This is a genomic window from Dietzia sp. DQ12-76, from assembly GCF_014145045.1.
GTDB lineage: Bacteria > Actinomycetota > Actinomycetes > Mycobacteriales > Mycobacteriaceae > Dietzia.
This window is the reverse complement of record NZ_JAALDV010000166.1, coordinates 1-4,800: the sequence shown is the minus strand read 5'-3', so window position 1 is coordinate 4,800 and position 4,800 is coordinate 1. Positions and strand designations below refer to the sequence as shown.

The following is a 4,800-nucleotide window of genomic DNA, read 5'->3' as shown; positions in this document are numbered from 1 at the left end:
TCGAGCTGGTGGACAGGATCGACAGGGTGGAGGCGATCATCTCGGTCGCGCTGGCACAGCCGGACGTGGGCGTCGACCCGGCCACTCGCGAGCCCATCCTGCGTCGACTCGTGGCCGTGAAGGACGCCGCACGCCGGTCGGCGGTCGCGGCAGCCGGGATCGCCGCCGCGGGGGGTGCGGCATCGGGTGACGCGGCCCTGCGGGGGTCCTGACGCGGGCCTGCGACGGTCCTAGCGAGCGCAACACCCCACCGCGCACCGGGCACCGTCCCGGTTGCAGCCCAGCGCGGGAACGTCACCGAGCCTGTCCCCGGTCACTCCGGTCTCGACCTCATCGAGGAGTTCCAGAACCATCCGGGCGAACTCCGGGCTGGGCCCGGGCGTCGCGGTCCGGGTGACCGTCACGCCGAGCTCGCGCACCTCGTTCACCAACTCGGTGTCCAGGTCCCAGATCACCTCGACGTGATCGGAGATGAACCCCACGGGGACCACCACGACGTCACGGACGCTCTCCGCCTCCGCGATTTCCCTGACGTGATCCACCACGTCGGGCTCCAGCCACGGCACGCTCGGGGGGCCGGAACGGGACTGCCACACCAGATCGTGGTCCGCGACCCCTGCGGCCTCGGCCACCAACCGCGCCGCCTCGGCGACTTGACGGCTGTAGAGGTGGCCTTCGAGCGCGGGAGGGCCCGCCACGGCGTCCGCCGCCTCGGGAACGGAGTGTGCGGTGAAGATGACGCGTGCGCCCGGGGCCGCAGAGGCCATCGCCGCGCGAAGGTCGTGGGCGAACCGCTCGATGAACAGCGGATGGTCGTAGAACTGACGCAGGCGCACCATGGTGGGTGCACCGGCGACCTGCTCGCGCGCGCGGGCGATGTCCTCCTGGTACTGCGCGCACCCGGAGTAACCGCCCCATGCGGAGGTGGCGAACACCGCGGCCGACCGCACGCCGTCCGCGGTCATCTGCCGTACGGTCTCCTCGATCATCGGCGTCCAGTTGCGGTTGCCGAAGTAGATCGGCAGATCCCTGCCGCGCCGCGCCAACTCGGCGCGGACGTTCGCGATGATCTCGCGGTTGAGGTCGTTGATGGGGCTGCGACCGCCCAGCTGCCGGTAGTGGGTGGCCACCTCCTCGAGTCGCGACGCCGGGATCCCGCGGCCGCGGGTGACGTTCTCGAGGAAGGGGATCACGTCCTCCTGCCCCTCGGGCCCACCGAAGGACAGCACGAGAAGGGCGTCCACGGGACCCGTGTGTTCGAGGGCACCATCGGTCATCTGGAGTTCTCCTGTCCGCTGAACGAGACGGTGCCGGCGCCACCGTCGGCGTAGATCACAGTTCCCGTGGTGGCGGGCATGAGGTCCGAGAGCAGCGCCACCGCGGTGGTCGCGACCGAGGTGGGGTCGTCCACGTCCCATCCGAGGGGCGCACGCTCGGCCCATTCCTCCTGCATCAGGTCCAGTTCTCCCCCCGGTCCGAGGGCGTCGCCGGCGATGGCCTTGGCCGCGAGGGTCTTGACGGGGCCGGCGGCGATGAGATTGGACCGCACCCCCTCGGGGCCCAGTTCGCGGGCCACGTAGCGGTTGACCGCTTCGAGGGCGTTCTTGGCCACGGACATCCAGTTGTAGAAGGGCATGGAGAACCTCGGGTCGAAGTCCAGGCCGATGATCGACGCGCCGGGCGCGAGCAGTGGGCGCACCGCCCGGGCGAGGGCCGCGTACGAGTAGGCGGAGACCTCCACGGCCACCGAGACGTCCTGCCACGGGGCGTCGAGGAACGGCTCGCCGAGGCAGCTCGGGGGCGCGAAACCGATCGAGTGGACCACACCGTGGAGTGAATCGGCGTGCTCCCTGACCCTGCCCTCGAGGGCGGCGAGGTCCGCCTCGCTCCGCACGTCCAGTTCGATCACCGCGGGTCTGTGCGGCAGGCGCTTGGAGATGGCCTTGACCAGTGACGGACGACCGAACGCGGTGAGGATGACGGTGGCGCCGTGGAGTTGACAGTGCTTGGCGATGTGGAAAGCGATCGAGGCGTCGGTGATCACCCCGGTGACGAGGACGGTCTTGCCCGACAGGAGCCCGGTGCCGGTGTGGTCGTTCATGATCAGTGCCCCATTCCCATTCCGCCGTCAACGGGTATGACGGCACCCGAGATGTATCCGGCGTCGTCTCCGGCGAGGAAGCTGACGGCCCCCGCCACGTCGTCGGCGCTCCCCTTGCGGCCGAGCGGGATGGCCGCCACCGCGAGGGCCTGCGTCTTGTCGTCGAGGCCGGCGGTCATGTCGGTGTCGATGAAGCCGGGGGCCACGACGTTGGCCGTGATGTTGCGCGACCCGAGTTCTCGGGTCAGTGACCGGGCCATCCCGATGAGCCCGGCCTTGGACGACGCGTAGTTGACCTGACCCGCCGTCCCTGACTGGGCGACCACGGAACCGATGAAGATGAGCCGGCCGAACCTGGCGCGCAGCATCCCGCGGGACGCTCGTTTGGCCACCCTGAACGCGCCGGACAGGTTCGTCTCGACCACCCGGGTGAACTGCTCGTCCTTCATCCGCATCAGGAGGGTGTCGTCGGTGATCCCGGCGTTGGACACCACCACCTCGACAGGCCCCAACTCGGCCTCGACCGCGGTGAACGCCGCCTCGACGGAGTCGGGATCGGTGACGTCGCACCTCACCGCGAACACCCCCTCCGGTGCGCCGGACCCCCGGTGGGTCACCGCGACGCGGTGGCCGTCGGCGGCGAGGCGTTCGGCGACGGCGCGTCCGATGCCGCGGTTGCCCCCGGTCACCAGGACCGTCCGGGGCGTGGGGGTGGGCGTGCTGTCGGGAACCATGGGCACCAACCTATCGAACAGGGGCGGGTGGCCCGATGGCGGTGCGCCGACCGGTCACGGGATCCGGCGGTGGGCCACCAGTGATCCGGCCGCGGCCAGCATCGCCAGCAGGGAGCCGATGACGAGCCACGGACGCGAGGCGTCCGCCTTCTTCCACTCGTACCCGATCTGTTCCTCGAGGGTGCGGTAGACGGAGTCGAGTTCCTCGAGGCTGGACGCGGTGAAGAAGTCACCACCGGAGATCTCGGCGATCGTGCGCAACGAGGCGTCGTCGACGGGGACCGGTTGCGGGCGGCCCTGGATGTCGACGGTCCCGTAGAGGGTGCCGAAGGAGATGGTCGAGACCGGGATGCCGGCTTCCTCGGCCCGGGCGGCGGCGGTGAATCCCCCCCGCTCCTCCGTGGGGTCCGCGGGAACGGTCTCCTTGCCGTCGGAGAGCAGGACGATTCGCGCGGGCGGGGCCTGATCCGGCCCACCGAGGCTCTCCGTGAACGTGGTGATCGCCTGGAGCGCGGTGTAGATGCCCTCGCCCGTGGCCGTCCGCTCGTCAAGCCTGAGCCGCTCGATCGCCCGGGTGACCGGCCCACGATCGGTGGTCGGTGCGACGAGCATGGAGGCGGTGCCGGCGTACGAGACCAACCCGAGGTTGACCCCCGGTGTGAGGTTGTTGGCGAAGGTGGTGGCGGCCTGCTGTGCGGCCTCGAGGCGGGACGGTGCGACGTCGGTGGACTCCATGGACAGGGACACGTCGACGACGAGCATCACCGTCGCACGATTCCGTGGCACCTTCTGTTCCTGCTGCGGACCGGCCAGGGCCACCACCAGCGCGAGTATCGACAGGATGAGCAGGACGGCGGGGACGTGCGTGAACCATCTCCGCCCGCCGCGGTCGACCGTGCGCAGGACACCGAAGTTGCCGAAGCGCACGGTGCGTCGCTTCTTGGAGCGAAGGGCGATCACGTAACCGATGGCCAGGGCCAGCGGCACCACGATCAGCGCGAGCCACAGCGGGTGTTGGAAATCCGACAGGCTCATCGGGGGGTCCCGTTCGTCGGCGGATACTCGTCGGGCAGGTCGCGGACGAGGTTCTCACCCGTGGGCAGGCCGCCCTGACGTCGGGTGCCGACGTAGTCGATCACGTCCCTGATCCAGTCCCGGTCCGTGCGCAGGGCCAGCACCGGGGCGCCGCAGCGGCGAAGGGCCGAGTGGACCTCCTGGCGATGGTCGTCCGCGGCGCGCCGGTAGTCGGCGGCCAGCGCGTCGTCGACGTCGAGCTCGAGCACCTCCCCGGTGGCCGGGTCCTGCAGCAACGCGGCCCCCACCGCGGGAAGCGCGATGTCGAGCGGGTCGGCGGTGTGGACCGCGAGGAACTCGTGCCGGGTCCCCAGGACGCGCAGGGACCGCTCCCAGTCGATCTCGGTGAGGAAGTCGGAGACCACCACCACGAGGCCGTGCCGGCGGGCCGCGTTCCGGACGGCGCGCAGGGCACCGTCGAGGGTGCCGCCCGGGGAGATCTCGGTCCCGGACCGGGAGATCTCCTCCAGGAGCCGCCTGACATGGTCCCGCCCGCTCCTGGCCTGCAGTACCCGGGGGCGACCGGCGCCGGTGAGGACCATCCCCACACGACTGCCACCCACCGCGGACAGGAACCCCACCGTGGCCGCCGCCGCCTCGACGAGCCGGCGCTTGGTGCCGTACCGCCCCTCCACGTCGAGACTGGGCGTCATGTCCACGACGATCCAGGTCTCCAGTTCCCGGTCGGCGATGGTCTGTCGGATGTGCGGCACGGTGGTCCGGGCCGTCACGGACCAGTCCATGGCGCGGACGTCGTCACCGGGTTCGTAGGCGCGTGCCTCCCCGGGTTCGGTACCGGGCCCGGGGAGCAGTCCCCGGTGGTCGCCGTTGAGCACGCCGTCCAGGCGGCGGGTCACGAGTAGTTCCAGCTGTGCCAGGGCGGCGCGGGAC

General features: G+C 70.8%; 5 protein-coding genes and 1 pseudogene. 1 reads left to right on the top strand and 5 read right to left on the bottom strand.

Going from position 1 to position 4,800, the window contains the following annotated elements; translation table 11 throughout:
- Window positions 1–212: pseudogene (locus G6019_RS06915) on the top strand (hypothetical protein); the annotation flags it as partial.
- 18 nt (window positions 213–230) lie between these two features.
- Here the strand turns inward: G6019_RS06915 and G6019_RS06910 are convergent.
- The 5 genes from G6019_RS06910 to G6019_RS06890 form a co-directional block, all read right to left on the bottom strand.
- Window positions 231–1,277, bottom strand: coding sequence for a ferrochelatase (locus G6019_RS06910; RefSeq protein WP_182612336.1), 1,047 nt, complete (start codon window positions 1,275–1,277; stop codon window positions 231–233).
- Window positions 1,274–2,101: an NADH-dependent enoyl-ACP reductase InhA gene (gene inhA / locus G6019_RS06905; RefSeq protein ID WP_107756475.1), complete on the bottom strand. Its 828-nt coding sequence runs from the start codon at window positions 2,099–2,101 to the stop codon at window positions 1,274–1,276. Before inhA ends, G6019_RS06910 begins: the two co-directional genes overlap by 4 nt.
- 2 nt (window positions 2,102–2,103) lie before the next feature.
- Window positions 2,104–2,835 (bottom strand): 3-oxoacyl-ACP reductase FabG1, encoded by a 732-nt coding sequence (gene fabG1 / locus G6019_RS06900; protein ID WP_182612335.1) that lies wholly within the window; start codon window positions 2,833–2,835, stop codon window positions 2,104–2,106.
- A gap of 54 nt (window positions 2,836–2,889) precedes the next feature.
- Window positions 2,890–3,870 (bottom strand): VWA domain-containing protein, encoded by a 981-nt coding sequence (locus tag G6019_RS06895; protein ID WP_182612334.1) that lies wholly within the window; start codon window positions 3,868–3,870, stop codon window positions 2,890–2,892.
- Window positions 3,867–4,800 (bottom strand): DUF58 domain-containing protein (locus tag G6019_RS06890; protein WP_182627273.1); only part of this gene is annotated, 934 nt, incomplete at its 5' end. The genes G6019_RS06890 and G6019_RS06895, both read right to left, overlap by 4 nt.

Bases quoted from the DNA above. Each gene is read 5' to 3' on its own strand.
- G6019_RS06895 (WP_182612334.1), bottom strand. From the start codon at position 3,870: ATGAGCCTGTCGGATTTCCAACACCCGCTGTGGCTCGCGCTGATCGTG.
- inhA (WP_107756475.1), bottom strand. From the start codon at position 2,101: ATGAACGACCACACCGGCACCGGGCTCCTGTCGGGCAAGACCGTCCTC.
- G6019_RS06910 (WP_182612336.1), bottom strand. From the start codon at position 1,277: ATGACCGATGGTGCCCTCGAACACACGGGTCCCGTGGACGCCCTTCTC.
- fabG1 (WP_182612335.1), bottom strand. From the start codon at position 2,835: ATGGTTCCCGACAGCACGCCCACCCCCACGCCCCGGACGGTCCTGGTG.